The organism is Thermocatellispora tengchongensis (genome assembly GCF_014202315.1).
Taxonomy (GTDB): domain Bacteria; phylum Actinomycetota; class Actinomycetes; order Streptosporangiales; family Streptosporangiaceae; genus Thermocatellispora; species Thermocatellispora tengchongensis.
Genome location: NZ_JACHGN010000004.1, coordinates 502,236 through 525,001, shown reverse-complemented (window position 1 = coordinate 525,001; position 22,766 = coordinate 502,236). Strand labels below are relative to the sequence as shown.

The 22,766-nt window shown below is 72.4% G+C and carries 21 protein-coding genes; 12 read left to right on the top strand and 9 right to left on the bottom strand.

Annotated elements, in window-relative coordinates; all coding sequences use genetic code 11:
* Window positions 1–11 precede the first annotated feature (11 nt).
* Window positions 12–1,109: a sugar phosphate isomerase/epimerase family protein gene (locus HNP84_RS11730; RefSeq protein ID WP_185049639.1), complete on the bottom strand. Its 1,098-nt coding sequence runs from the start codon at window positions 1,107–1,109 to the stop codon at window positions 12–14.
* A 219-nt stretch (window positions 1,110–1,328) separates the two neighbouring features.
* Here HNP84_RS11730 and HNP84_RS11725 point away from each other — a divergent pair, with 219 nt between their 5' ends.
* Genes HNP84_RS11725 through HNP84_RS11700 form a run of 6 tightly spaced genes read left to right on the top strand, consistent with a single transcriptional unit; the run spans window position 1,329 to window position 8,402 of the window.
* Complete coding sequence (locus HNP84_RS11725; RefSeq protein ID WP_185049638.1) at window positions 1,329–2,540, top strand: ROK family transcriptional regulator; 1,212 nt, start codon at window positions 1,329–1,331, stop codon at window positions 2,538–2,540.
* Window positions 2,537–4,084: a sugar ABC transporter ATP-binding protein gene (locus tag HNP84_RS11720; RefSeq protein ID WP_221336121.1), complete on the top strand. Its 1,548-nt coding sequence runs from the start codon at window positions 2,537–2,539 to the stop codon at window positions 4,082–4,084. Before HNP84_RS11725 ends, HNP84_RS11720 begins: the two co-directional genes overlap by 4 nt.
* Window positions 4,077–5,132 carry an ABC transporter permease gene (locus HNP84_RS11715; protein WP_185049637.1) on the top strand — a complete coding sequence of 352 codons (1,056 nt, stop codon included), beginning with the start codon at window positions 4,077–4,079 and terminating at the stop codon, window positions 5,130–5,132. The genes HNP84_RS11720 and HNP84_RS11715 overlap by 8 nt, the downstream gene beginning before the upstream one ends.
* 8 nt (window positions 5,133–5,140) lie before the next feature.
* Entirely contained in the window at window positions 5,141–6,202 is a 1,062-nt protein-coding gene (locus tag HNP84_RS11710; protein WP_185049636.1) for an ABC transporter substrate-binding protein, read from the top strand.
* Between the two features lie 14 nt (window positions 6,203–6,216).
* Entirely contained in the window at window positions 6,217–7,398 is a 1,182-nt protein-coding gene (locus HNP84_RS11705; RefSeq protein WP_312924462.1) for a Gfo/Idh/MocA family protein, read from the top strand.
* Window positions 7,395–8,402: a sugar phosphate isomerase/epimerase family protein gene (locus HNP84_RS11700; protein ID WP_185049635.1), complete on the top strand. Its 1,008-nt coding sequence runs from the start codon at window positions 7,395–7,397 to the stop codon at window positions 8,400–8,402. Before HNP84_RS11705 ends, HNP84_RS11700 begins: the two co-directional genes overlap by 4 nt.
* 12 nt (window positions 8,403–8,414) lie before the next feature.
* Here the strand turns inward: HNP84_RS11700 and HNP84_RS55980 are convergent, their stop codons facing one another.
* The 4 genes from HNP84_RS55980 to HNP84_RS11680 all read right to left on the bottom strand — a co-directional run bounded on the left by HNP84_RS55980 (window position 8,415) and on the right by HNP84_RS11680 (window position 10,905).
* Window positions 8,415–8,900 carry a YcxB family protein gene (locus tag HNP84_RS55980; RefSeq protein WP_185049634.1) on the bottom strand — a complete coding sequence of 162 codons (486 nt, stop codon included), beginning with the start codon at window positions 8,898–8,900 and terminating at the stop codon, window positions 8,415–8,417.
* Between the two features lie 105 nt (window positions 8,901–9,005).
* Window positions 9,006–10,091: a Zn-dependent alcohol dehydrogenase gene (locus HNP84_RS11690; RefSeq protein WP_185049633.1), complete on the bottom strand. Its 1,086-nt coding sequence runs from the start codon at window positions 10,089–10,091 to the stop codon at window positions 9,006–9,008.
* Between the two features lie 121 nt (window positions 10,092–10,212).
* A complete protein-coding gene (locus tag HNP84_RS11685) occupies window positions 10,213–10,404 on the bottom strand; it encodes a ferredoxin (RefSeq protein ID WP_185049632.1) in 192 nt (63 codons plus the stop codon).
* Window positions 10,405–10,422: 18 nt separating this feature from the next.
* Entirely contained in the window at window positions 10,423–10,905 is a 483-nt protein-coding gene (locus tag HNP84_RS11680; protein ID WP_185049631.1) for a pyridoxamine 5'-phosphate oxidase family protein, read from the bottom strand.
* Window positions 10,906–11,062: 157 nt separating this feature from the next.
* On the opposite strand from HNP84_RS11680, the gene HNP84_RS11675 reads away from it, so the two are divergent.
* Window positions 11,063–11,707 carry a class I SAM-dependent methyltransferase gene (locus HNP84_RS11675; protein WP_246518029.1) on the top strand — a complete coding sequence of 215 codons (645 nt, stop codon included), beginning with the start codon at window positions 11,063–11,065 and terminating at the stop codon, window positions 11,705–11,707.
* On the opposite strand, the gene HNP84_RS55975 is transcribed toward HNP84_RS11675, so the two are convergent.
* From HNP84_RS55975 to HNP84_RS11655, 4 genes are all read right to left on the bottom strand, one after another.
* Window positions 11,682–14,297, bottom strand: a complete 2,616-nt coding sequence (locus HNP84_RS55975) for a type I polyketide synthase (protein ID WP_185049630.1) — start codon at window positions 14,295–14,297, stop codon at window positions 11,682–11,684. The genes HNP84_RS11675 and HNP84_RS55975 overlap by 26 nt on opposite strands.
* A 137-nt stretch (window positions 14,298–14,434) precedes the next feature.
* Entirely contained in the window at window positions 14,435–15,508 is a 1,074-nt protein-coding gene (locus HNP84_RS11665; protein ID WP_246518028.1) for a prenyltransferase, read from the bottom strand.
* Window positions 15,505–16,218 (bottom strand): class I SAM-dependent methyltransferase, encoded by a 714-nt coding sequence (locus HNP84_RS11660; RefSeq protein ID WP_185049629.1) that lies wholly within the window; start codon window positions 16,216–16,218, stop codon window positions 15,505–15,507. The genes HNP84_RS11665 and HNP84_RS11660 overlap by 4 nt, the downstream gene beginning before the upstream one ends.
* 30 nt (window positions 16,219–16,248) lie before the next feature.
* Window positions 16,249–17,496, bottom strand: coding sequence for a glycosyltransferase family 4 protein (locus tag HNP84_RS11655; RefSeq protein ID WP_185049628.1), 1,248 nt, complete (start codon window positions 17,494–17,496; stop codon window positions 16,249–16,251).
* 323 nt (window positions 17,497–17,819) lie between these two features.
* Here HNP84_RS11655 and HNP84_RS52800 point away from each other — a divergent pair, with 323 nt between their 5' ends.
* From HNP84_RS52800 to HNP84_RS11635, 5 genes are all read left to right on the top strand, one after another.
* Window positions 17,820–18,848, top strand: a complete 1,029-nt coding sequence (locus HNP84_RS52800) for a GDP-mannose 4,6-dehydratase (protein WP_246518027.1) — start codon at window positions 17,820–17,822, stop codon at window positions 18,846–18,848.
* 5 nt (window positions 18,849–18,853) lie between these two features.
* Window positions 18,854–19,831 carry a sigma-70 family RNA polymerase sigma factor gene (locus HNP84_RS52795; RefSeq protein WP_312924457.1) on the top strand — a complete coding sequence of 326 codons (978 nt, stop codon included), beginning with the start codon at window positions 18,854–18,856 and terminating at the stop codon, window positions 19,829–19,831.
* Between the two features lie 204 nt (window positions 19,832–20,035).
* A complete protein-coding gene (locus tag HNP84_RS11645) occupies window positions 20,036–20,578 on the top strand; it encodes a dihydrofolate reductase family protein (RefSeq protein WP_185049627.1) in 543 nt (180 codons plus the stop codon).
* Window positions 20,579–20,692: 114 nt separating this feature from the next.
* Window positions 20,693–21,550, top strand: coding sequence for a type IV toxin-antitoxin system AbiEi family antitoxin (locus tag HNP84_RS11640; protein ID WP_185049626.1), 858 nt, complete (start codon window positions 20,693–20,695; stop codon window positions 21,548–21,550).
* Between the two features lie 66 nt (window positions 21,551–21,616).
* Window positions 21,617–22,246: a class I SAM-dependent methyltransferase gene (locus tag HNP84_RS11635; protein WP_185049625.1), complete on the top strand. Its 630-nt coding sequence runs from the start codon at window positions 21,617–21,619 to the stop codon at window positions 22,244–22,246.
* Window positions 22,247–22,766: the final 520 nt, after the last annotated feature.

The window sequence follows — 22,766 nt, the reverse complement described above, 5'->3', positions numbered from 1 at the left end:
GAGTGAGGGGCTCAGTGCCGGGTTTCGCGCAGGCCGGTGAGGTGGTCGTGGCTGCGCTCCGCGGTGCTGAAGGAGCCCGCCGGGTTCGACGGGGCGTCGTCGCGCTCGACGATGTAGTGGTGGCGGACCTTCCGCCGGCCGCGCTTGTCGCGGTCCTGGACCGCCTCGATGAAGCGCTGGTAGTCGATGTCGCCGTCGCCCACGTCCGCGAAGCGGTAGCCGTTGGGCACGGTGGTGTCCTTCACGCCGTCCTTGACGTGGAACAGCGGGTAGCGCTCCCGGTTGCGCAGCACGTAGTCGAGCGGGTCGAACGGGGTGGGGATCGGCGGGCCGCCGTTCGGGTCGGGGCGCGAGCTGTAGAGGTACTGGCCGACGTACGCCCAGTAGATGTCCATCTGCAGGTACACCAGGTCGGGGTCGGTCTCGGCCAGCAGCACGTCGTACAGGCGGACCTCGGGCTTGTCGGTGGCGAAGCCGAACTCCCCGCCGTGGTTGTGCTGGTAGAACTTCATGCCGCGGGCCTTGGCCGCGGCGCCGTACTCGTTGAACTCGGCCGCGGCGCGCTTCCACGCGTCCACGGTGTTGCCGTAGCGTGCGGGGCTGCTGGCGGTGCCGATGTGCGGCAGGCCGAGCGCCTGCGCCTCGTCCAGCACCCGGGTGAGGTTGGTGGCGAAGGTGACGGCGTTGGGGTTGCTGGAGTGGTACCCGACGTGGCTGCCGACGCCGCGCAGGCCGTGGTCGTCGAGCAACTGCTTGATCTGCGCGATGGTGATGGGGCCCACCGAGCCCTGGGTGTAGCCGGCGAACTCCACCTCCTTGTAGCCGATGCGCTCCAGCTCGGCGAAGACGGCGGCGAAGCCGGCGCCGGCCACCTGGTCGCGGATGGTGAACAACTGGATGCCCAGCCGGTCGCGCGGCACGAGCCTGCCGCGTCCCCGGTCCCTGTTGAAGTCCCTGTTGAAGTCCCTGTCGTGGGTGCTGCCATGGCCGCGGTCGTCGTCGCCCTGGGCCGCCGCGGGCGTGGCCCAGGCGCCCACGAGGGCGCTGGCGGCGGCGCCTCCGGCGACGGCGATGAAGCCGCGCCGGTCGAGGCTGAAGTCGCGTCCCATGCTGTCCTCCTGTTCAGCCCCCCGTCCGTGTTCACTTGGCGCGCCGTTCGAACTGTGAGCCGGAGTCTCATGGGGTGTCAAGACCTAGAAGGGCGTTTCGTTAGGAGATGTGACCCCCGGACTTTGTTCGGAGGTCGGCGGAAGCCCTGCAAGGTTTCAGTCAGATCACGGCGCCGTTTGGTCTTGATTTCGCGATAAATCGACTCTTATCGTCGCGACATGACGTTCAGTTCCGGAGAGGAGCGGACGGTACCCGGCTCGCCCGGCGACGTGCTCACGCTCATCAGCGCCGGATCGGCCACCACCCGCTCCGACCTGGCCAGGGTCACCGGGCTGGCCAGATCGACCATCTCGCAGCGGGTGGACGCGCTGATCGAGCGGGGGCTCGTCCGCGAGACCGAGAGCGGCGAGTCCACCGGCGGACGCCCGCCGCGCCAGCTCCGCCTGCACACCGCCGACCACGTGGTGGCGGGCGTGGACCTCGGCGCCACCCACTGCCGGATCAAGCTGATGGACATCAGCGGCGCCGTGCTGACGACCTGCGAGGACCCGATGCTGATCGCCGAGGGCCCGGAGACGGTGCTGACGCACGTGGACGCCCGGATCGCGCGCCTGCTCACCGAGGCGGGCCGGGACCGCGGCGCGCTGAAGGCGATCGGCATGGGCGTGCCGGGCCCGGTGGAGTTCGCGACCGGGCGGCCGAACAACCCGCCGATCATGCCCGGCTGGAACGACTACCCGGTGCCCGAGTTCTTCGCCGGCCGGTACGACGCGACCGTGCTGGTGGACAACGACGTGAACGTCATGGCCCTGGGGGAGCAGCGCGACGCGTTCGAGAACAGCGGATACCTGCTGTTCGTCAAGGTCGGCACCGGCATCGGCTGCGGCATCGTCACCGAGGGCCGGCTGCACCGGGGCGCGCAGGGCTCGGCCGGCGACATCGGGCACATCCGGGTCAGCGGGCACGACGAGGCGGGCTGCCGCTGCGGCAACTCCGCCTGCCTGGAGGCGGTCGCCGGGGGCGCGGCGCTGGCCAGGCGGCTGACCGACCTCGGCTTCCCCGCCGAGTCCGCCGGCGACGTGGTGGCGCTGGTGCAGAGCGGCAACACCCAGGCCCTCCGCCTCGTACGCGAGGCGGGCCGGCTCATCGGCGAGGTGCTGGCCAGCCTGGTCAACTTCTACAACCCCGAGGTCATCGTGATCGGCGGCGCGCTGGCCCGCGTGCACGACCACCTGCTGGCCGGGATCAGGGAGACGATCTACCGCAGGTCGCTGCCGCTGGCGACGCACCACCTCACGATCGTGCCGAGCCACACCGGCGAGGACGCCGCCGCGCTCGGCGCCGGCATCCTCGCCATCGAGCACTACCTGGCCCCCGACAACATCAACCGGATCGTCAACGCCGGCGAGAGCGCGGGGGTGTCGGCATGAGCGAGCTGCTGGTGATGCGCGGGATCGTCAAGCAGTTCCCCGGCGTGCGCGCGCTGGACGGCGTGGACCTGGAGGTGCGCGCGGGCGAGGTGCACTGTCTGCTCGGCCAGAACGGCGCCGGCAAGTCCACCCTGATCAAGATCCTCGCGGGCGCGCACCTGCCCGACGAGGGCACGATCTCCCTGGCCGGCGAGGAGATCCGCCCGGCCGGCCCCACCGACGCGATCAGGCTCGGCATCTCCACCATCTACCAGGAGCTCGACCTGGTGGACGGGCTGAGCGTGGCGGAGAACATCTTCCTCGGCCACGAAAAGGCGAGCCTGGGCTTCACCCGGCGCGGCGAGACCAACGCCGCCGCCCGCGACCTGCTCGCCCGGCTCGGCCACGGCGAGATCCGCCCGACGACCGAGGTGGGCCGGCTGTCCCCGGCGGGCAAGCAGGTCGTCAGCATGGCGCGGGCTCTCTCGCACGACGCCCGGCTGATCGTGATGGACGAGCCCTCGGCCGCGCTCGCGCACGACGAGGTGGCCAACCTGTTCCGGATCATCCGCGAGCTGACCGCGCAGGGCGTCGCCGTCGTGTACATCTCCCACCGCCTGGAGGAGATCCGCGAGATCGGCGACCGGGTGACCGTGCTCAAGGACGGCCGCACCGCCGCCGTCGGCCTGCCGGCCCGTGACACGCCGACCTCGACGATCGTCTCGCTGATGACCGGCCGCAACGTCGAGTACGTCTTCCCGCCGCGCCCCGATCGCGCCGAACCGGGCCCGGAGGTGCTGCGGGTGGAGAACCTGAGCGTGCCCGGCGTGTTCGCGAACGTGTCGTTCTCGGTGCGCGCGGGGGAGATCGTGGGCCTGGCCGGCCTGGTCGGCTCCGGCCGCTCGGAGATCATCGAGGCCGTGTACGGCGCGCGCAAGGCGTCCGGCCGGGTGCTGCTGGACGGCCGCCCGGTAGGCGCGGGCACCGACCGCGCCGTCCGCCTCGGCATGGGCCTGGCCCCCGAGGAGCGCAAGGCCCAAGCCCTGCTGCTGGACGAGAGCGTGGCCCGCAACATCACCCTGGCCGGGCTCGGCCGCTACTCCCGCTTCGGCTGGCTGGACCGCCGCCGCGAGCTGGCCGACGCCCGCGCCCAGATCGAGGCCCTGGACATCCGGCCCGGCGACCCGCGCCGGCCGATCAAGACCCTGTCGGGCGGCAACCAGCAGAAGGCGGTGCTGGCCCGATGGCTGATCGACGGCGGCTCCTCCTCGTCCGGCGCACCGCTCCGGCTGCTGCTCCTGGACGAGCCCACCCGGGGCGTGGACGTCGGCGCCCGCGCCGAGCTGTACGCCGTGATCCGCCGCCTCGCCGACCAGGGCATCGGCGTGCTGCTGGTGTCCAGCGAGGTGCCCGAGGTGCTGGGGCTGGCCGATCGCGTGCTGGTCATCCGCGAGGGCGAGGTCGTGCACGAGGCACAGGCGGGCGAACTGGACGAGCACCGGGTGCTCGACCTCGTCATGGCCGCCCACCCCGCGACGCAGGAGAAGGAGGACGCCGGTGAGTGAGGCGAATCCCAAGCAGGCCGCGCCGTCCGGCGCGCCCCCGGCAGAGGAACAGGACCGGGTCGAGGCCCAGGCCCGGCGCGCGGTCGCCGCCGGCCAGGGGCCGCTGGCCCGCCTCGGCGAGTACCGGCACCTCGGCCTGGTGATCGCCCTGGTGCTGCTGGCGGTCGTCGGCCTGGTCACCAGGCCGGAGAACTTCGCCACCACCTCGAACCTGGTCACCATCCTGGCCCTGGCCTCGACCATCGGCGTGATCACGGTCGGCATGACCTTCGTGATCATCGGTGGCGGCATCGACCTGTCGGTGGGCGCGATCATGGCGCTGGCCTCGGTCTGGGCCACGACGCTGGCCACCCAGTCGTACGGGCCGTGGGTCATGGTGATGTGCGCGCTCCTGGTCGGCACCGGAGCCGGGCTGATCAACGGGTTCCTGATCGCGTACGGCCGGATGGTGCCGTTCATCGCCACGCTGGCCATGCTGGTCGCGGCGCGCGGCCTGGCCCAGCGCATGTCCGACCGGCGCACCCAGCTCGTCCAGCCCGACAACAACCTGCTGGTCGAGCTGTCCACCGGCCGCATCCTCGGCGTGCCGCCGCTGGTGTTCGTCTTCCTCGCGGTCGTCGTGGTCGGCTGGGTGGTGCTGAACCGCACCACCTTCGGCCGCCGGACGTACGCGGTGGGCGGCAACCCCGAGGCCGCCCGCCTGGCCGGCATCAACGTGCGCAGGCACACCGTGATCCTCTACGCGCTCTCCGGGCTGTGCTGCGGCATCGCCGCCGTGCTCATCATGGCCCGCACCACGACGGGCTCCTCCACCCACGGAGACCTGTACGAGCTGGACGCCATCGCCGCCGTCATCATCGGCGGCACGCTCCTCACCGGCGGCCGGGGCACGATCATCGGCTCGATCCTCGGTCTGCTGATCTTCACCTTGATCACCAACCTGTTCATCCTCAACGGCCTGAACACCAGCGATCAGCTCATCGCCAAAGGGTTGATCATCGTCGTCGCCGTGCTGCTCCAGAGGCGCAGCCTCGAAACACGAACTTAGGAGAAACGATGAGCGAGAAAGTCGGACGACGTGGCTTTTTGCTCGGTGGAGCCGTGGTCGGCGCCGGCGCCCTGGTCAGCGCGTGCACCAGCAACGAGCCCGCGGCCCAGCCCTCCTCCCCCGCCAGCGCTCCGGCCGCCGCCGCCAGTGGCGGCAACGACCAGCCCGGCCAGAAGGTGACCATCGGCTTCTCCGCTCCGGCCGCCGACCACGGCTGGATCGCCGCCATCGCCAAGAACGCCGAGGCGACGGCCAAGCAGTACTCCGACGTCACGTTCACGCCGGTCGAGCCGACCAACGACATCAACCAGCAGATCTCCGCGGTGGAATCGCTGATCCAGCAGAAGGTGAACGTGCTGGTGCTGCTGCCCAACGACGGCGAGCAGCTCAACCAGGTCGCGCGCCGGGCCATGGACGCCGGAATCCCGGTGGTCAACCTGGACCGGATCTTCCCCGACAAGCTCTCCTACCGCACCTGGATCGGCGGCGACAACTACGGCATGGGCGTGGCCGCGGGTCACTACATCGGCGCCAAGCTCAAGGAGAAGGGCGTGTCGAACCCGGTGATCGTGGAGATCCAGGGCATCGCCACGCTGCCGCTGACGCAGGACCGCAGCAAGGGCTTCGCGGACGCGCTGAAGAGCTACGGCTTCAGCGTCACCGCCAAGCAGGACGCCCAGTTCACGGTGGAGACCGGCACCGAGGTCGCCAGCAACCTGCTCCAGGCGCACTCGAAGATCGACGCGCTGTGGAACCACGACGACGACCAGGGCGTGGGCGTGCTGGCCGCGATCAAGGAGGCCGGCCGGAACGAGTTCTTCATGGTCGGCGGCGCGGGCTCGGCCAACGCCATGCGGGAGATCCAGTCGGGCTCCTCGGTGCTGGAGGCGACGGTCACCTACAGCCCCACCATGGCGTCCTCGGCCATCAAGCTGGCGCGATTGATCGCGCAGAACAAGGGCATGAGCGATCTGGTGGAGAACCAGGTGCCGCAGTCCATCACTCTCGCCTCGGAGACCATCACCAAGGAGAATGTCGAGCAGTACCTGCCGCTCGGCTTCGAGTCCTGATCGGGGGATCACACGTGCGTGACAACAGGCCGGCCCTGGGAGTCGGCATGGTGGGCTACGCCTTCATGGGGCGGGTCCACTCCCAGGCGTGGCGCAGCGTCGGCGCCTTCTTCGACCTGCCGGTACGGCCCGAGATGGCGGTGCTGTCCGGCAGATCGGCCGAGCGTACGGCGGCTGCGGCGGCCCGGCTCGGCTGGGCCGCGGTGGAGACCGACTGGAAGGAGCTGGTCAACCGCGACGACGTGGCGATCGTGGACATCTGCACGCCCGGCGACTCCCACGCCGAGATCGCCATCGCCGCGCTGGAGGCCGGAAAGCACGTCCTGTGCGAGAAGCCGCTGGCCAACACGGTGGCCGAGGCCGAGGCGATGACCGCGGCGGCCACCGCCGCCGCGGCCAAGGGCGTGCGGTCCATGGTGGCCTTCAACTACCGGCGGGTGCCCGCCGTGGCGCTGGCCCGCAAGCTGGTCGCCGAGGGCAGGATCGGCGAGGTGCGTCACGCGCGGGCGGTCTACCTACAGGACTGGATCACCGATCCGGAGTTCCCGCTAGTGTGGCGGCTACAGAAGGACAAGGCCGGCTCCGGCGCGCTGGGCGACATCGGCGCGCACATCATCGACACGGTCGGCTTCGTCACCGGGCAGCGCATCGACGGCGTCTCGGCCATCACCGAGACGTTCGTCAAGGAGCGCCCGCTCGCTGAGGAGTCGGCCGGGCTGGCCGCCAGCGGCGGCACGGCCCGCGGGCCGGTCACCGTGGACGACGCCGCCCTGTTCATCGCCCGGCTCAGCGGCGGCGGGCTGGCCTCCTTCGAGGCCACCCGGTTCGCCACCGGGCGCAAGAACGCGCTGCGGATCGAGGTCAACGGCTCGCGCGGCAGCCTGTACTTCGACTTCGAGGCGATGAACGAGCTGTGGTTCCACGACGCCACGCTGCCCGACGAGGAGGGCGGGTTCCGCCGCGTCCTGGTCACCGAGGCCACCCACCCGTACGTGGGCGCGTGGTGGCCGCCGGGCCACGGGCTCGGCTACGAGCACACCTTCACCCACGAGGTGAAGGACTTCCTGGAGGCCATCGCCGCGGGCCAGGACCCCTCGCCGTCCTTCGCCGACGGGCTGCGGGTGCAGCGGGTGCTGGCGGCGGTGGAGCAGAGCGCGGCGCAGGACAGCCGCTACGTCCGTGTGGAGGAATCATGACCCGGCCCGTCACGTTGTTCACCGGCCAGTGGGCCGACCTGCCCTTCGAGGAGGTCTGCCGGCTGGCGTCGGAGTGGGGGTACGACGGCCTGGAGATCGCCTGCTGGGGCGACCACTTCGAGGTGGACAAGGCCCTGGCCGACGACTCGTACGTGCCGCGCAAGCTGGAGATGCTGGAGAAGCACAACCTCAAGGTGTGGACGATCTCCAACCACCTGCTCGGCCAGGCCGTGTGCGACCACCCGATCGACGAGCGGCACAAGGCGATCCTGCCCGCGCGCATCTGGGGCGACGGCGAGCCCGAGGGTGTGCGGCAGCGCGCCGCCGAGGAGATGAAGAACACCGCGCGCGCCGCGGCGCTGCTCGGGGTCGATACCGTGGTCGGCTTCACCGGCTCCTCGATCTGGCACACCGTCGCGATGTTCCCGCCGGTGCCGCCGTCGATGATCGAGGCCGGCTACACCGACTTCGCCGACCGGTGGAACCCGATCCTGGACGTCTTCGACGAGGTGGGCGTGCGTTTCGCGCACGAGGTGCACCCGAGCGAGATCGCCTACGACTACCACACCACCGTGCGCGCCCTGGAGGCCGTGGGCCGCCGCCCGGCGTTCGGGCTGAACTGGGACCCCTCGCACATGGTGTGGCAGCGGATCGACCCGGTGAACTTCATCCTCGACTTCGCCGACCGCATCTACCACGTGGACTGCAAGGACGCCAAGGTCCGGCTCGGCGACGGCCGCCGCGGCGTGATGTCCTCGCACCTGCCCTGGGCCGACCTGCGCCGCGGCTGGGACTTCGTGTCCACCGGGCGCGGCGACGTGCCCTGGGAGGACTGCTTCCGGGCGCTGAACGCGATCGGCTACCAGGGCCCGATCTCCATCGAGTGGGAGGACGCGGGCATGGACCGCCTCGACGGCGCCCCGGAGGCGCTGGCGTACATCCGGCGGCTGAACGCGATCACCCCGCCGGCCGCCGCGTTCGACGCGGCCTTCTCCAGCGACTGACCGTACCGGCGGCTACGGCCGGGACGCGCTCCAGCGCGCCCCGGCCACGAACGCGTCGATCTCCGCCTGTTCCGCCGGGCCGAACGCCCGGCGGGGCAGGATGGCCGCGCTGTTGCGGTTGAGGTAGAACAGCCAGAACTCCGGGCCCGTCACGGCCTTGACGAACGTCGGCCACCTGATGGTGCTGGTGTGCGCGTCGGTGACGAACTCGGCGTGCTCGTCGGTCAGGTGGGCCCGCGTCGGCAGGCAGACCTGTGCGCGTACCTGCCGGGCCGACATCGGCACGAGCAGCGTCGCCGCGATGGCCAGCGCCGCGCCGAGGGGCAGGAACATCGCGGCGTAGAGCGGCCTGTCGAACGGGCCGTAGCACAGCCCCCCGGCGACGAGGGCGAACGCCGCCACCCCGTAGAACAGAGCCAGCTTGCGGTGCCCCACGACGAGGCGTATCGCGCGGTTCAGCTCCGCGTTCGAAAGTTCGTATTCCGCCCTGATGTCCACCGGCCCATGATGCCGCATTCAAGATCGGTGCTCGAACCGGAAAGGAAAGGGCCGGGCCCGTCGGGGGGAATGCGGGCCCGGCCCTTTCGTCCATGGGGGCGGCGGTCAGTCGAAGACGACGATCTGGCGCAGCACCTCGCCGCCCTTCAGCGCGGCCACGGCGTCGTTGATGTCGGCCAGCCTGATCCGGGAGCTGATCATGCTCTCCAGGTCGAGCTTGCCGGCCTTCCAGAGGTTGGCGAAGAACGGGAAGTCGCGTCGCGCGTCGGAGCCGCCGTACAGCGAGCTGAGCAGGTTCTTGCCCTCGAACAGCAGGCTGAACGCGGAGATCGACACCATGTCGTCGGCCGCGCCCGCGCCGACGACGATGACGTCGCCGCCGCGCCGGGCCGCCTGCCAGGCGGTCGTGATCGCCTGGGACTTGCCGACGACCTCGAAGGCGTAGTCGAAGCCCCGCCCGCCGGTGATCTCGCCGATCGCCCCGGCGAGCTGGTCGGGCGTGCACGCGTGGGTGGCCCCGACCTTCTTGGCCAGCTCGTGCTTGGACTCCAGCGGATCGACGGCCAGGATCGCGGTCGCACCGGAGACCCGCGCGCCCTGGATCACCGACAGGCCGACGCCGCCGCAGCCGATGACCGCGACCGTCGAGCCGGGGCGTACCTTGGCGGTGTTCAGCGCGGCGCCGACGCCGGTGGTGACCCCGCAGCCGATCAGCGCGGCCACGTCGTAGGGCACCTCGGGGTCGATCTTGATCGCGCCCTGCCAGGGCACCACGATCTCCTCGGCCCAGGTGCCGCATCCGGCCATGCCGAAGGCCGGGGTCTCGCCGCCGAAGCGGAAGCGGGGCTTGACGAAGCTGTCCATGACGTAGGTCATGCACAGGAACGGCTGGCCCACCAGGCACAGATCGCACTGGCCGCACGCCGGGGTCCAGTTGATGATCACGTGGTCGCCGGGCTTGACCGTGGTGACGTGGTCGCCGACCTCCAGGACCTCCCCGGAGCCCTCGTGCCCGGGGATCACCGGCAGCGGCATCGGCAGGACCCCGGTGAGCACGGACAGGTCCGAGTGGCACACACCCGTGGCCTTGACCTTCACCCGCACGTCGGCGGGCCCCATCGGGGCGAGGGTGAAGTCGTCGCGGATGTCCAGCTTGTCGTCACCGACGGCGTGCAACAGCGCGGCTCGCATGGGGGGTTACCTCCTCGGGCGGGCGCCGCCCGCTCCTTCCGGGGCTGTTCCGCTAGGGGCTGTTCCGCTGGGGGCCGTTTCGCTGGGGATCGTCCCGCCAGGGGCTATTCCTCGTCGGAACCTATTCCTCTAGGGACAGGGCGGCTTTCGGGCAGGAACGCACCGCCTGCCGGACCCGGTCGGCCATCTCGGCCGGCGGTTCGGGCAGCAGCAGGTGCAACTGGTCCTCGTCGTCGAGCTCGAAGACCTCTGGCGCGAGACCGGTGCAGACCGCGTTGGCCTCGCACACCAAGTAGTCGACTTTGACCTTCACCTGGGTCACCTCCGGGAATCATGCGCCGGCGGGCGCCGCGGCGCCGAGCTTGCGATGGTCCCATGACACCACGCGGCGCGGCTCGACGACGAAGGCGACTCGTTTGCGTCCGGTATGCGCGACGTATTCGCGGAGTTGATCGTTGACGTCGGCCTCCTGGAGCCCGGCCATCCGCCTGGTCACCGCCAGGCCGACGTCCAGGATCTCCTCGGGCGCGTCGATCAGCCGCGCCTCGCCGTAGATCATGACCCCCCGCAGCTCCGCGTACTCGTCGCCGGCCTCGATCAGGCAGGTCACCCGGGGGTCGCGGGCGATGTTGCGCGCCTTCTGCGCCTTGGCGTAGGTCCAGAAGGTGATCTTGCCGTCCCGGGTGCCATAGAACATGGTCACCATGTGCGGCGTGCCGTCGGGGTTGATCGTGCCGAGCTGGAGCTTGCGCGACTCGGCGACGACGGCCTCGACCTCCGCGGGGGACATCGCGATGCGGGCCCGTTGGTTCACGAGGTCAGTAGAACAGGTTTCAGCCAGCTCGGGCAAGGGGTCTCCGGAATGTTGTTCGGTTCGTTGCACGGCCCCGGCTCCCGGTTGGCGCGGGGGTGCTCCGACCTCGTAAGGTGCATCCTCAACTGGGTCACACACCTGCAAAAGGGGCCTGTCGATGGTCGAGGCGATCATGCCGCCGGATCTGCTCAAGGCGGCCGAGCGCGCCAAGGGGTTCATGCCGTCCGCCGAGGGCCGCGCGCTGTTCGAGACCGCGTGCGAGTACGGCTCCCGCGGGCCGCTGTGCGAGATCGGCACCTACTGCGGCAAGTCCGCGATCTACCTGGGGGCCGCCGCCCGGCTGACCGGGTCGGTCGTGATCACCGTGGACCACCACCGCGGCTCGGAGGAGATCCAGCCCGGCTGGGCGCACCACGACCCCACGCTGATGGACCTGCGCTTCGGCAAGATGGACTCGCTGCCGGTGTTCCGGCAGACCATCGCCGCCGCCGGGCTGGAGGACGAGGTGATCGCGGTCGTCGGCCGCTCCGAGCAGGTCTCCCGGCTGTGGAACACCCCGCTCGGCATGCTGTTCATCGACGGCGGGCACTCCGAGGAGCCCGCCAACGCCGACTACGAGGGCTGGGCGCCGCACGTGGTGGAGGGCGGCGCGCTGGCCATCCACGACGTGTTCGAATCGCCCGAGGACGGCGGGCAGGCGCCGTACCACGTCTACCTCCGCGCGATCGGCTCCGGCGCGTTCGCCGAGGTGCGCAAGGAGGGCTCGCTGCGCGTGCTCAGGCGCGTAGGTCCGGGGATCTGAGCGGGGCCCCGGCGAAGACGCGCTCGCGCCAGGGGTCCATCGGGCGCCCCGGGCAGTCGGCGTAGCAGGCGGTCAGGTCGGGCACGGCCGCGCACGCCCACAGCGCCGCCGCCGTCTCCGCCCGCGCCACCCCGTCGGGCCCGTACGTGTCGGTGGCCGCCGTCGGCACCCCCGTGGCGGCGGCGAGCGCCGACAGCCCGCGCCCCGGACCGGCCTCGCAGAACAGGTCGGTGGCCCCGGCGACCCGCTGCACCGCGTCCCAGAACCGCACCGGCGCGACGATCTGCGCCCGCAGCAGCACCGCCAGGTCGTCGTGCGGGCCCACCGGCTGGGCGGTCACCGTCGAGATCAGCGGCCGCTGCGCGGGCAGGAACGTCACGCCCTGGAGGCACTCGGCGAAGCCCTGCTGGCAGGCCGCCACGTACGGCGAGTGCAGCGCCCTGGTCGCCGGCAGCCGCACCGTCTCCAGCCCCTCGGCCTCGGCCCGCTTGGCCGCCAGCATCAGCTCCGCCGTACGGCCCGACAACACGTGCGCCCTGGGCCCGTCCACCGCGGCCACCACCAGCCCCGTCCCGGTGACCAGCCGCTCGACCTCCTCCCGGGACGCCGTCACGCTCAGCATGCCGGTGCCGGGGGTCCCGGCGTCGCTCATCAGCCGCCCCCGGCGGCGTACCAGCCGGCGCGCGTCCTGCGAGGTCAGGCAGCCCGCCCAGACCAGCCCGGCCACTTCGCCCACGCCGTGCCCGATGGCCGCGCCCGCGTTCAGCCCGAGCGCGTCCAGCTCGCGCAGCGCCACCAGGGCGGCCTCCAGCGCGGCCGGCTGTGCCACCGCGGTGTCCCACACGGGCTCCTCGCGGCGCCGCCAGGCCACATCCTCGGGACGTCGCAGCGGGGCGGTCTGGCCCGGGAACAGCAGCGTCACCCGGCCGCGCACGCCCAGTCCGGCCCGCACGCCCCGCCGCGTGACCAGCCTGCCCGGTGGCGGGTCGGCGGCCAGTTCCAGGCCCAGCCGGGCGCGCTCGGCCAGCAGCTCCGCCGAGCCGGCCACCAGCGCCACCCGCAGCGGGCCGCGGGGCGTCTGGTGGGCGAGCGCGCGGGCCAGGTCGAGCAGTTCGGCCTCGTGCCAGCAGGTGGCCTGGTCCGCGATCCGCTCCAGCATCGTGCGCACGTCGCCGGGGGAGCCCGAGATCGGGAACACCACCGGATCGGCCGGTGAGGGCCACGGGGTGTGCGCGTACGCCCGGGGCACCGTGCCGCCGTCGCGGGGCCGGGGCGGGGCGGCGGCGCTGTCGCGGGTGCGCGGCACGATCACCGGCTCGCCGCCGCGCTCCACCGCGCCCGGCTCGCCGGCGCGCACAGTGGCGCCCGGCTCGCGCAGCACGAGGTGCGCGTGCACGCCGCCGTGGCCCATCGCGCTCACGCCCGCGTGCCGCGGCTCCCCGTCCGGCCACGGGCGCGGCCCGGCGAGCGCGCGCAACGGCCCCTCGGGCGCGGTGACCAGCGGGTGCGGCGGCTCGTCGGCCCCGCAGGCGGGCGGCAGCACGCCGTGCGCCACGGCCAGCGCCGCCTTGATGACCCCGGCGACCCCGGCCGCCGCGCCGCTGTGCCCGATGTTCCCGCCGATCGCGCCGACGGCCGCCCACGCCCCGCCGTAAGCGCGGGTGTCCAGCGGCTGGTCTCCGGGCCGCTGATCCCCGGACTGCTGGTCCCCGGGCCGCCCATCCCCGGCCGTCGGCTCGGCCGGTGGGCGGCGCAGCAGCCGCGCCAGCGCGGCCAGGCCCGCCGTCCCGTACGGCGTGGTGGTGGCGTGCCCCTCGAACAGCCGCACGTCCTGCGGCCGGACCCCCGAATGCGCGTACGCCCGGCGCAGCGCGAGCAGCCGCCCGTCCACCTCGGGCAGGGCGGGGCCGCCCGGCCCCGGCGCCCGCTCGGCCGACACGCCCCAGCCCGCGATCTCGGCGTACACGCGCAGCCCCCGGGCGCGGGCGTCGGCGGCGCGCATCAGCGCCACCACCCCGCAGCCCTGGCCGGGCCAGAACCCGTCCACCCGGCCGTCCGCGGGGCCGCCGAACAGCGGTGCGAGCGCGCCGGTGCCCAGCTCGACCCCACCCGCCAGCGCCAGGTCCGCGCCGCCGTCGCGCAGGGTGCGGCAGGCGGTGATCAGGCACAGCAACGAGGAGCCGCGCGGGTCGTCGCCGAGCGGCCCCGCCCGGTCCACGCCCAGGCCGAGCCGGTCGAGCACGTCCCCGCCGCCCGGCTTGGGGGTGAAGGGCAGGTTGCCGATGACGACCGAGATCCGCGCCGGGTCGAGCCAGTCGCACGGCTCGCTCAGGTCGGCGAGCGCGCGGTGCGCGGTGTCCACGGCCAGCGCGCGCAGCGGGTCGCCGCCCGCCGCGTCGTCGTCCAGGACCGGTATCGGGGGCTTGGTCCCGCTCGGTGACCAGCCCTCGATCAGCGCCGTGCGCGCGCCCCGCGGGCCGCCGGGCCGGGGCAGCAGCGCCCGCCGCCGCCACAGCACGCTCTCCCAGAGGGCCTGCACCCCAGGCGCGTCCGGATACACGCACGCCATCCCGACGATCGCCACGTCCACGGGCCCGCGCGTCCCTGTCCCCGTACCGCTCACGCTTCCCCCGATGCCCCCAACTGGGCCACCGACGCTAACCGCCGCTCATGCGGCGGTTCAACGCGGGCCGCCACCGTGGCCCGCAAAACCCCGCAAAGAAAGCTTCAGGTGTGCGAGGCGGCGCGGTCGCAGCCGCACGGGGTGGCCGAGACCGCGGTCGCGGCCTGGGGCGGCGCGTCCCGGAACAGGCCCGCGGCCGGGCCGGTGCCGGCCAGCGCGTCCGCGGCCAGGACCACCGCGGCGGCCGTGTAGGACGAGCGCTCGTGCGGGAAGTGCTTGTGGTTGACGAACTGCCAGCCGGTCCAGTACGAGCCGTCCTCGTGCCGGAGGTGCTGCATGTCCGCGAACAGCTCCAGCGCCCGCTCCCGCTCGCCCAGCGCGTCGAGCGTGAGCACCAGCTCGCAGGTCTCGGCCCCGGTCACCCACGGCTGGTCCGACACGCACCGCACGCCCAGGCCCGGCACCACGAACGTGTCCCACTCGGCCGCGATCCGCTCGCGCGCCGCCGCGCCGCGCACCGCCCCGCCGAGGACCGGGTAGTACCAGTCCATCGAGAACCGGCTCTTGTCGGCGAACGCCTCCGGGTGCGCGGCCAGCACGTGCCCGAGCCGGTCGGCGGCCAGCTCCCAGTCGGGCTGCGGGTCGCCGACGTGCTCGGCCAGGCTCACCCCGCAGCGCAGGCCCTGGTGGATCGAGGAGCAGCCGGTGAGCAGCGCGTACTCCGCCGGCGTCCCGTCCGCGTCACGCTCCCACAGGATCTCCCCGCGCGGCGTCTGCAGGTCCACCACGAAGTCCAGCGCCCGCCGCACGACCGGCCACATGGCGCGGGCGAACGCCTCGTCCCCGGTGACCAGCAGCTCGTGCCAGACCCCCACCGCGATGTAGGCCGCGTGGTTGCTCTCGCCCGCGGTCTCAACCGGCCGGCCGCCGGCCAGCTTCATCGGCCAGGACCCGTCGGCGCGCTGGTGCCGCGCCAGCCACTCGTACCCGCGCCGGGCAGGCTCGGTCAGCCCGGCCACGGTCATGGCCATCAGGCACTCGATGTGGTTCCAGGCGTCCACGTGCCCCTCGGGCCAGGGCACGCCGCCGTCGGGCTCCTGTACGGCGGCGATGCTGCGCGCCGTCTGCACCACCTGCTCCCGGGTCAGCACCCCGGGCACCTCGGGCGGAGCCGTCATGCGGGCTTCCGCGCGTACACGACCACGCTCTTGCCGATGAGCGGGTTGAGCACGGACTCGGCCAGCCGGGTGATCGCCGGCCGCTCCATGATGTCCCACACGAGCAGCTTGTGGTACGCCTGCGCCAGCGGGTGGTCGTCGTTGTTCACCCCCACCGCGCACTTCAGCCACCAGTACGGGGAGTGCAGCCCGTGCGCGTGGTGGTGCGGCCCGACCTCCAGGCCCGCCGACTTCAGCTTGGCCCGCAGCTCGGCCAGGGTGTAGATGCGCACGTGCCCGCCGGGCGCGGTGTGGTAGTCCTCGTCCAGCGCCCAGCAGATGCGCTCGGGCAGGAAGCTCGGGACCGTGATCGCCGCGCGCCCGCCCGGCTTGAGCACCCGTACGATCTCCCGCATCGCGGCCATGTCGTCCGGGATGTGCTCCAGCACCTCCGCGGCGATCACCCGGTCGAAGGACTCGTCGTCGAACGGCATGGCCAGCGCGTCGCCGACCGTCGTCTCCGCCGTCGCGCCCGGCGGCACCTCGCCCGCCTTGTCCATCGCCGCGAACATGTTCGCCACGTTCTCCAGCTCCGCCGCGTCCTGGTCGAAGGCCACCACGTCGGCGCCGCGGCGCAACACCTCGAAGGCGTGCCGCCCGCCGCCGCAGCCCAGGTCGAGCACCCGGTTCCCCGGCCCGACCGGCAGGTGTTCGAAATCGACAGTCAGCACGCGCCGCTCCTCGCTGTGTGTGGGTGGGGGTTACTTGCGCGTCTTGTGGCGTTCGATGGCCTCGCGGTACGTCTCGGCGGTGCGCTTGGCGACGACGCGCCAGGTGAAGCGCTCCATCACCCGGTCGTAGCCCCGGCGGCCCACCGCCTCGCGCTCCTCGGGCGAGTCGTGCAGGCGGCGCAGCACGGCGGCCAGCTCCTCGGCGTCACCCGGGGCGACCTGCACCGCCGCGTCGCCGACCACCTCGGGCAGCGCGCCCGTACGGCTGGCGACCAGCGGGGTGCCGCACGCCATGTGCTCCACGGCGGGCAGCGAGAAGCCCTCGTACAGGCTGGGCACGACCGAGATCTCCGAGGTCGCGATCAGCTCGCCCAGCTCCTCGTCCGAGATGCCGTGCACGAAGCGCACCCGGTCGTGCAGGCTCAGCTCGCCCACCAGCTTCTCGGTGGGCCCGCCCGGCGTCGGCTTGCTGACCACGGTCAGGTTCACGTCGCGCTCGGTGGCCAGCTTGGCGACCGCCCGCAGCAGCGTGGCCACGCCCTTCATCGGGGAGTCGGCGCTGGCCACGGCCACGATCGAGCCCTTGCGCTTGGGCAGGTGCGGACGGGGGTGGAAGTAGCGGGTGTCCACACCCAGCGGGATCAGCCGCATGTTCGCCTGCGGCACGTTGAAGTCGCGGTGGATGTCGGCCAGGGAGGACTCGCTGACGGTGAGGATCGGGCTGAGCCGCGGCGCGACGTGGCTCTGCATGCGCACGAAGCCGTACCAGCGGCGCATGGTCAGCTTCTTGATCCCCTCGGCCGCCTCCAGCTCGATCCGCCGGTCCACGCTGATCGGGTGGTGGATCGTGCCGACCACCGGGAACAGCTTCTGGATGCCGAGCAGGCCGTACCCGAGCGTCTGGTTGTCCTGCACCACATCGAAGTCGCCGACCCGCTTCTTCAGCTCCCGGTACGCCCGCAGCGAGAAGGTCAGCGGCTCGGGGAAGCCGGCGGTCCACATCGTGCCGACTTCCAGGACGTCGATCCAGTCGCGGAACTCGCGCAGGCCGGGGGTGCGGAACGGGTCCTCGTCGCGGTAGAGGTCCAGGCTGGGCACCTTGGTCAGCTTCACGCCCTCGTCCAGCTCCGGGTAGGGCTGGCCGGAGAACACCTCCACGGAGTGGCCCAGCCCGACGAGCTCCCGGCTCAGATGGCGGAGGTAGACCCCTTGCCCCCCGCAGGTGGGCTTGCTGCGGTAGGAGAGCAGCGCGACCCGCAGCGACTCCGCACCTGCCACGGTAACCCCTTTCGTTCTCGCCGATGGCGACCGGTAGCCGCCCGAGTGGGGCTTGTACCGTGAAAGATGACCTTAGTCCGGAACCTTACCATTCGGTAGGTCCGTGGGGGCTGATGTGGAATTGTGCCTCGCATCACCATCACACTGTGCGAACTGGGCAGTTAGCCCGACCGAGCGTGATTCGGTGGAACGAGTTCTAGCTGGACGGGGGCCGAGACGGTGATCGCGACGGGGTCAGGCTGTACATTCGCGCTAAATGTCCCGCAACGGGTCGTGCGTCCACCGGCGCCCGAACCGTGTGCGTACGAGCGTGTGGAGGACCGTTGGCCAGGCGTGCGCTGATCACCGGCATCACCGGACAGGACGGGTCCTACCTGGCAGAGCACCTGCTCGCCCAGGGGTACGAGGTCTGGGGCCTGGTCCGCGGTCAGGCCAACCCCCGGGTCTCCAACGTCCGCGAGCTGCTCCGCGATGTGCGGCTGGTCCGCGGCGACCTGCTGGACCAGGGCTCGCTGATCTCCGCGGTGGAGAAGGTGCACCCCGACGAGGTCTACAACCTGGGCGCGATCTCCTTCGTCCCCATGTCCTGGGAGCAGGCCGAGCTGACCGCCGAGGTCACCGGCATGGGCGTGCTGCGCATGCTGGAGGCCATCCGCGTGTGCAGCGGCATCTCCAGCTCCCGCACCGCCGACCGGTCGGGCCAGATCCGCTTCTACCAGGCGTCCTCCTCGGAGATGTTCGGCCAGGTCCGCGAGACCCCGCAGAACGAGCGCACCCCCTTCCACCCCAGGTCGCCGTACGGCGTGGCGAAGGCGTACGGCCACTTCCTGACCCAGAACTACCGCGAGTCGTACGGCATGTTCGCCGTCTCCGGCATCCTGTTCAACCACGAGAGCCCCAGGCGCGGCGCCGAGTTCGTCACCCGCAAGGTCAGCCTCGGCGTGGCCCGGATCAGGCTCGGCCTGGCAGGCGAGCTGCGGCTCGGCAACCTGGAGGCCCGCCGCGACTGGGGCTACGCCGGCGACTACGTACGCGCGATGCACCTCATGCTCCAGGCCGACGCGCCCGAGGACTACGTCATCGGCACCGGCCGCACCCACTCCGTACGCGAGCTGGTCGAGGCCGCCTTCACCGCCGCCGGCCTGAACTGGGAGGACTACGTGGTGGCCGACCAGTCCCTGCACCGCCCCGCCGAGGTGGACCTGCTGTGCGCCGACCCCAAGAAGGCCCGCGCGAACCTCGGCTGGGACCCCGGCGTCAGCTTCGAGGAACTGGTCGCCATGATGGTCGAGGCCGACACCCGCCTGCTGGCCGCGGGCCCCGACCCGGCCCAGGCGACGAGCTGGCCCTGACCGCCGTGCGAGACGAGGCCGCCTTCGCGGAACTGTTCGAGCGGCACCGCGGGGAACTGCGGGTGCACTGCTACCGCATGCTCGGCTCCTACGACGAGGCGGAGGACCTGGTGCAGGAGACGTTCCTGCGCGCCTGGAAGAACCTGCCGGGCTTCGAGGGACGCTCGACGGTTCGCGCCTGGCTGTACCGGATCGCCACGAACGCCTGCCTGGACGTCCTGGACGGCCGGGCGCGCCGGGTGCTCCCGCAGGACCTCTCCGGCCCGTACGACCCGGACGCCGATCTGCCGCCGCGCACCGACATCCCCTGGTTGCAGCCGTTCCCGGACCATCTGCTGGACCAGCCGGAGACCGCGGCCGAGGCCCGGGAGACGATCGAGCTGGCGTTCCTGGCCGCGATCCAGCACCTGCCGCCCCGGCAGCGGGCGGTGCTCATCCTGCGCGACGTGCTCGGCTGGCCGGCCAGGGAGACCGCCGCGCTGCTGGACGCGAGCGTCGCGTCGGTGAACAGCGCCCTGCAACGGGCGCGGGCGACGATGCGCGAGCACCTGCCCGAGCGGCGTACGGACTGGGCGCCCGCGGCCGAGCCGTCGCACGGGGAGCGCGCCGTGCTGCGCCGCTACATGGCCGCCGTCGAACGCGCCGACCTCGCCGCCGTCGCGGCCCTGCTGGCCGAAGACGTCCGCGCCGCGATGCCGCCGTTCCCGATGTGGTACCGGGGCCGCGAGGCCGTCATGGCCACCCTCACGACGAGCTGGGACCCCGCCTCACCGCACTACACCGGCCGGTTCCGCCTGCTGCCCACCCGCGCCAACGGCCACCCCGCCGCCGGCGTCTACCTCCGCGGCCCCGGCGAGACCGCGTACGCCCCCGCCGCGATCTCGGTCCTGCGCGTGGAGGACGGCCGCATCGCGGAGATGACCGCCTTCCACACCCCCGCCCTGTTCCCCGCCTTCGCCCTCCCAGCCACACCCCCCAACTGACCGTCGCCCGAATATCGCCAGGACACAGCCGGCGTCACGCAGGACCGCCGCCATCCCGCAGGACAGCAGCCCTCCCCCAGGACACCCGCCCTTCCCCGGGACGCCAAGGGTCCCGAGAGGCTCCCACCGATGACTCCCGCCCCGATCCGCCGTCTCAACCACCAAACCCCTGAATGCGACGGAAAGACGGAAAGGCGGATCACGATGGCCAAGCTCCTGTACTCGGTCACCATGTCACTGGACGGCTTCATCGCCGGCCCCGGCGGCGACATGTCCTGGCTCACCCCGCACCTCGGGCCCAACCCCCTGGTGGACGACCTCATCACGCGCGTCGGCTCGATCCTCGCCGGCAACCGCACCTTCCGCGGCGACGACCCGTACAAGGGGACGGAGCATGAGGGCGAGGCGTTCGGCGGCGGCTGGTCCGGCCCCCAGTTCGTGCTCACCCACCACGCCCCCGCCGAGCCGGTGCCCGGCGTCACCTTCGCCGGCGACCTCGACACCGCCGTCAAGCAGGCCAAGGCCGCCGCCGGGGAGAAGTACGTCAACGTCCTGGGCGCCGACATCGCCCGCCAGTGCCTCGCCGCGGGCGTGCTCGACGAGATCCTCGTGCTCATCGCACCGGTGCTGCTCGGCGACGGCGTACGCCTGTTCAGCCACCCGGGCGGAACGGACATCCGCCTCGAACGCCTCCACATGAGCGAGGCCCCGCAGGCGGCGAACCTGTGGTACCGGGTCTTGCGGTGAATCCGCGCCGCGCTCGTCCACAGCGCGGAGGCGTCCCGGCCCGCCCACCTGCCGCTGTCCACAGAACGCCATTCGGCCCCGCCTCACCCCCTCCCACCCGGTCATCCTTGCCCCATGAACGGAGCCGAGGCCGCGACCGGCGGCGGTGATTCGCTGCTCGCACAGGCGCGTGCGATCACCGCCCGCGAGCCGTGGGCGGTGGCGTGCGGAGCCACCGCCGCGTACGTGCACGGGGTGAGCACGAGCGTGGGCGGCACCCCCGCCCTGGAGCTGGGCGTGCTCACTCCATCCGCACGCACCCACGTTCCCGGCTGGGTGGTGCGTGAGGAGCCCATCCCGGCCGAGGATGTGACCACGTGCCGGGGCGTGCGCGTCACGACGCCGGAGCGCACGGCGCTCGACTGCGCCGTGCGCCTGGACCGGGTCGAGGCCGTGATCGCGCTGGACCAGTTCCTGCGCGGTCACGGCGTACGGCGGCGCGACCTGAAGGCCCGCGTGGCCGCGCTGCCGTCGGCCCGGCACGCCCGCCGCGCCCGCGAGGCGCTGCGACTGGCCGACCCCGGGGCCGCGTCGCCCAGAGAGACCTGGCTCCGCCTCTGCCTGATCGGCGCGGGCCTGCCGCGTCCCAGCACCCAGATGCGCGTCCCGCTCGGGGCCGGCCGCATCTGCTACCTCGACCTGGCCTGGGAGGAGTACCAGTTGGCCACCGAGTACGACGGCCGCGAACACCACTCGTCCGCGAGCGACCGCGAACGCGACGACGAGCGGCGCGCGGTCCTCCGCGAACAGGGCTGGCGGATCATCCCGGTCGCCCACGACGTCATCCCGTACCGCGTCGCCGCCTACCTGCGCCACATGGCCGACGCCCTCCTCGCCCGAGGCTGGCGCCCGCCCCCAGACCACCTGGTCACCGTGCAGGCCCACATCCGCGCCGCCCGAAGACCCGGCTACCGCCCCCTGTGGCCGTTCTGACCTTCGCGCCGGCCCCCGTCACCCGGAAGGATGTCATCGGGATGAAGTAGAAAGAAAGGCACCACGATGACGGTGCGGCACCCGTTGTTCGCGCGGCTCTATCCGCGCGCCAGCGACTACGAAGACGCCCATGGAGCGCTCGAACATCGGCGAGAACTCCTCGCCGAGGCGAGCGGGCGCGTCCTGGAGATCGGGGCCGGGCACGGCGCCAACTTCCGTCACTACCCGCCCACCGTGCACGAGGTCATCGCCATCGAGCCCGAGCCCCGGCTGCGAGCCCTGGCCGAAGACGCCGCCACGCACGCCCCCATCCCCGTCCGGGTACGCGAGGGCCTCGCCGAGCACCTGCCGCTCCCCGACGACTCGGTCGACGCCGTCGTGGCCTCCCAGGTGCTCTGCTCGGTCCGCGACGTCCCCCGCTCCCTGGCCGAAGCGGCCCGCGTACTGCGCCCCGGAGGTCACCTGTACTTCTACGAACACATCCGCTCATCGCGCCCGGCTTTCGCCCGGATGCAGCGCGCCCTCGACCTGATCTGGCCATTGCAGGGAGCAGGCTGTCACCTCGCCCGCGACACCGAGCAGTCCATCACCAAGGCGGGCTTCACCATCATCCGAGCCCGCCACTTCGATTTCCTCATCAACGGCCGCACCAGGCCCAACTCCCCCTGCGTCATAGGCAAGGCGACCCTCCGATAGACCGGGCGGCACGGAACCGCCCCCCGATCGCAATCCCGGCGCAGGGCCCCTCCCGCACCCGGCCGCCCCCGCCGCGTCCACATGTCGTCCGTGCCTTCCATGCCCGCGTCGCCGCCCGTGCCCTCCCGTGTCCGGGGGTGCGCCCGGTCCTCCGGCGTTCGCGCGTGCCGGTGTCCATCCGTGCACGGCGGGGTCGGCCCGTGTCCGGGTGCCCTCCGGTGCCGGCCGTGTCGGGGTGTACGTATGGGTCTTCCCATATTCGCCCGTGCCAGTGCCCGCCGAGCGGTGCCCGCCTGTGCCCGCGCGTGCTGGTAGTGCCGCGCGGGCTGTGTCCGCCTGTGCCCGCACGTGCTGGGTCGTGCCGAGCGGGCGGTGCCGCGCCCTCGGCGGGCGGTCCGCGCCAAACCGGGCCGAGGCAGGCCATGTCACGGCAAACCGGGGCGCGTGCCGGGCTATGCCCGTGCCGTGCTGGGCTATGCCGTGCCGGGCTATGCCGCGCTATGCAGGGCCCGGCGGCCGA

Bases quoted from the DNA above. Each gene is read 5' to 3' on its own strand.
- HNP84_RS11730 (WP_185049639.1), bottom strand. From the start codon at position 1,109: ATGGGACGCGACTTCAGCCTCGACCGGCGCGGCTTCATCGCCGTCGCC.
- HNP84_RS11640 (WP_185049626.1), top strand. From the start codon at position 20,693: ATGAACGGAGCCGAGGCCGCGACCGGCGGCGGTGATTCGCTGCTCGCA.
- HNP84_RS11710 (WP_185049636.1), top strand. From the start codon at position 5,141: ATGAGCGAGAAAGTCGGACGACGTGGCTTTTTGCTCGGTGGAGCCGTG.
- HNP84_RS11635 (WP_185049625.1), top strand. From the start codon at position 21,617: ATGACGGTGCGGCACCCGTTGTTCGCGCGGCTCTATCCGCGCGCCAGC.
- HNP84_RS11720 (WP_221336121.1), top strand. From the start codon at position 2,537: ATGAGCGAGCTGCTGGTGATGCGCGGGATCGTCAAGCAGTTCCCCGGC.
- HNP84_RS11725 (WP_185049638.1), top strand. From the start codon at position 1,329: ATGACGTTCAGTTCCGGAGAGGAGCGGACGGTACCCGGCTCGCCCGGC.
- HNP84_RS11690 (WP_185049633.1), bottom strand. From the start codon at position 10,091: ATGCGAGCCGCGCTGTTGCACGCCGTCGGTGACGACAAGCTGGACATC.
- HNP84_RS11665 (WP_246518028.1), bottom strand. From the start codon at position 15,508: ATGACGGCTCCGCCCGAGGTGCCCGGGGTGCTGACCCGGGAGCAGGTG.
- HNP84_RS11675 (WP_246518029.1), top strand. From the start codon at position 11,063: ATGGTCGAGGCGATCATGCCGCCGGATCTGCTCAAGGCGGCCGAGCGC.
- HNP84_RS11700 (WP_185049635.1), top strand. From the start codon at position 7,395: ATGACCCGGCCCGTCACGTTGTTCACCGGCCAGTGGGCCGACCTGCCC.
- HNP84_RS11645 (WP_185049627.1), top strand. From the start codon at position 20,036: ATGGCCAAGCTCCTGTACTCGGTCACCATGTCACTGGACGGCTTCATC.